The 3,098-nt window shown below is 70.1% G+C and carries 5 protein-coding genes; all 5 read left to right on the top strand.

Annotated features, from left to right (window positions below):
- Positions 1-573 (top strand): DUF881 domain-containing protein (locus AC2VNT_RS00475; protein WP_486944991.1); only part of this gene is annotated, 573 nt, incomplete at its 5' end.
- 27 nt (positions 574-600) lie between these two features.
- Positions 601-1,014 carry a glycine cleavage system protein GcvH gene (gene gcvH, locus AC2VNT_RS00470; RefSeq protein WP_486944990.1) on the top strand — a complete coding sequence of 138 codons (414 nt, stop codon included), beginning with the start codon at positions 601-603 and terminating at the stop codon, positions 1,012-1,014.
- A gap of 153 nt (positions 1,015-1,167) precedes the next feature.
- Positions 1,168-1,632, top strand: a complete 465-nt coding sequence (garA, locus tag AC2VNT_RS00465) for a glycogen accumulation regulator GarA (protein WP_486944989.1) — start codon at positions 1,168-1,170, stop codon at positions 1,630-1,632.
- A gap of 7 nt (positions 1,633-1,639) precedes the next feature.
- Positions 1,640-2,374, top strand: a complete 735-nt coding sequence (gene ftsR, locus AC2VNT_RS00460; protein ID WP_486944988.1) for a transcriptional regulator FtsR — start codon at positions 1,640-1,642, stop codon at positions 2,372-2,374.
- Positions 2,375-2,482: 108 nt separating this feature from the next.
- Positions 2,483-2,977 (top strand): bifunctional nuclease family protein, encoded by a 495-nt coding sequence (locus AC2VNT_RS00455; RefSeq protein WP_486944987.1) that lies wholly within the window; start codon positions 2,483-2,485, stop codon positions 2,975-2,977.
- Positions 2,978-3,098 lie beyond the last annotated feature (121 nt).

Genomic DNA, 3,098 nt, shown 5'->3' with positions numbered 1-3,098 from the left:
GCCGATCTGCTGGTGCTGCTCGACTCGCTGCGTCAGCGCGAGGCCGCGCTGAACACCGAAGTCACCGAGCTGCAGCGGGAACTGACCACCCTGCAGCAGTCGGGCAGCAGCGACCAGGCGGCGATCGAGAACGCCCAGGCCCGGCTCGCGGCGTTGGCGATCATGACCGGCACCGTCGCCGCGGTCGGGCCGGGTGTCACGGTGACGATCGAGGATCCCGGTCACGGGGTGCCCGCCGAGGCGCTGCTGGACGTGATCAACGAGCTGCGGGCCGCCGGCGCCGAGGCGATGGAGATCCGCGCCGGCGCCCAGGGCGTGCGCGTCGGGGTGGACACCTGGGTGGTCGGCGTGCCCGGGCAGCTGGATTTCGACGGCACGACCCTCGCGCCACCGTATTCGGTGCTGGCGATCGGCGATCCGCCCACCCTGGCCGCCGCGTTGAACATCCCGGGCGGCGCCATCGACAGCGTCGGGGCACTCGGCGGGACCATGACCGTGCAGCAGGCCGACCGGGTCGACGTGACCTCCTTGCGGCAGCCGAAACCGCGGCAATACGCTCAGCCCGTCAAATGAACACCGCCGAGAAGGAGAGCGACCCCTGTGAGCCCTGCGAGCCAAGTCCCAGCCGACCTGCACTACACCGCCGAACACGAATGGGTGCAGCGCACCGGCGCGGACACCGTGCGGGTGGGGATCACCGACTTCGCCCAGGCCGCCCTCGGCGACGTGGTGTTCGTGCAGCTGCCCGGGGTCGGCACCCAGGTGATCGCGGGGGAGGCCTTCGGCGAGGTGGAGTCGACCAAGTCGGTGTCGGACCTGTACGCGCCGATTTCGGCGAAAGTGGTTGCCGTCAACGGAGATTTGGAGGCCAATCCGCAGTTGGTGAACTCCGACCCGTACGGCGCGGGGTGGCTGCTGGACCTGCAGGCGGACGCCGGGCAGGCGGATGCGCTGGTGGCCGACCTGGCCGGACTGCTCGACGCGGACGCGTATCGGGCGACGGTGACCGAGTGACCCTGTTAGGGTTCCTGGGCGGTTAAATCCGGTGACCGAACCGGCGGTGCGGTGCCCATCGACGGGCGTCGCGCGGTACGGTCGACTACATCGGCGAGACGCCGACGTGCAGCCGGGCAAGCGTGGACCACAGCGGCCAGTGAGGAGCAGCGGGTGACGGAGAAGGACGACGACCAGAACGTTGACGAGCCGAGCGTCGAGACCACATCGGTCTTTCGCGCCGACTTCCTCAATGAACTGGACGCGCCGGCGCCGCCGAGCGGCGAAAGCGTGGTCTCCGGCGTGGAGGGACTGCCGGCCGGCTCGGCGTTGCTGGTGGTCAAACGCGGGCCCAACGCCGGATCCCGCTTCCTGCTCGACCAGGCGGTCACCGCGGCGGGGCGGCATCCCGACAGCGACATCTTCCTCGACGACGTCACCGTCAGCCGACGCCACGCCGAGTTCCGGCTGGAGGGCTCGGAATTCCAGGTGGTCGACGTCGGCAGCCTGAACGGCACCTACGTCAACCGGGAGCCGGTCGACTCGGCCGTGCTGGTCAACGGTGACGAGGTTCAGGTCGGCAAGTTCCGCCTGGTGTTCCTGACCGGCCCGAAGACCGGCGAGAACCGCACCGGGTAGCAGGCCGGTGACCGCCCCCGATGCGCCCGAGCCGGTCGGGATGTCGATCGGAGCGGTGCTGGACCTGCTTCGGCCGGACTTCCCCGATGTCACCATCTCCAAGATCCGCTTCCTGGAGGCCGAAGGCCTGGTGACCCCGGAGCGCGCCGCGTCCGGGTACCGGCGGTTCAGCGCCCACGACTGCGCCCGGCTGCGGTTCATCCTGACCGCCCAACGGGACCAGTATCTGCCGCTGAAGGTGATCAAGGCGCGGCTCGACGCCGAACCCGACGGCGACCTGCCCGCCCTGCACCCCGGGGCGCGCTACCGGCGGCTTATCCCGGTGACCGACGACGCTTCGCGCGCCCCGGAGCCCACCCCGGAGCCCACCCCGGCGCGGCTGAGCCGGGAGTCGCTGCTGCAGCGCTCCGGCGTCCCCGACGAGCTGCTCCGGGCGCTGGTCAAGGCCGGGGTGATCACCACCGGGCCGGCCGGCTTCTTCGACGAGCATGCCGTCGTCATCCTGCAGTGCGCCCAGGCGCTGGCCGAATACGGGGTGGAGCCGCGTCACCTGCGGGCGTTTCGATCGGCCGCCGACCGGCAGTCCGACCTGATCGCCCAGATCGCCGGGCCGGTGGTGAAGGCCGGGAAGGCCGGTGCCCGGGACCGGGCGGACGACCTGGCGCGCGAGGTCGCCGCGCTGGCGATCACCCTGCACACGGCGCTGGTCAAGTCCGCGGTTCGCGACGTTCTGCAGCGCTGAGGACTAGACTTTCCTCGACGGCCTGATGTGCAGCGGTGTGGTTGTGCCACCACGGGTTTGCACCGGGCCGACGGCATCAATACCGGCAGATGCGGAGGGCGGACTCGGATGAGTGAAGTACGGGTGGTCGGCATCCGCGTCGAACAGCCGCAGAATCAGCCGGTGCTGCTGCTGCGCGAGGCCGACGGCGACCGATACCTGCCGATCTGGATCGGTCAGGCCGAGGCCGCCGCCATCGCCCTGGAACAGCAAGGCGTCGAACCGGCCCGGCCACTGACCCACGACCTGATCCGGGACCTGATCACCGCGCTGGGGCATTCGCTCAAGGAGGTGCGGATCGTCGATCTGCAGGAGGGCACCTTCTACGCCGACCTGATCTTCGACCGGGGGATCACCGTGTCAGCGCGGCCGTCGGACTCGGTGGCCGTCGCACTGCGGGTCGGGGTGCCGATCTACGTCGAGGAGGCGGTGCTGGCCGAGGCCGGTCTGTTGATCCCCGACGAAGGCGACAACGAGGGTACCGGCGCGGTCCGCGAGGACGAGGTGGAGAAATTCAAGGAGTTCCTGGACAGCGTCACCCCGGACGACTTCAAGGCCACCTGATCGCGGTCGCCGGTCCGGCCGCGTTTAGGCTCGGCGCCGTGACACGCCAACGACACGGACGTGTCTCATCTGGTCTCTGGCTCCGACACGCCCGACCGGAAAACGCGGTGGGTCTCGGTTG

Source organism: Mycobacterium sp. TH-M15, assembly GCF_057473705.1.
This window is presented reverse-complemented; position numbering and strand designations above follow the sequence as displayed.

Excerpts from the sequence above, each read along its gene's own strand:
- AC2VNT_RS00455 (WP_486944987.1), top strand. The coding sequence starts at position 2,483 with ATGAGTGAAGTACGGGTGGTCGGCATCCGCGTCGAACAGCCGCAGAAT.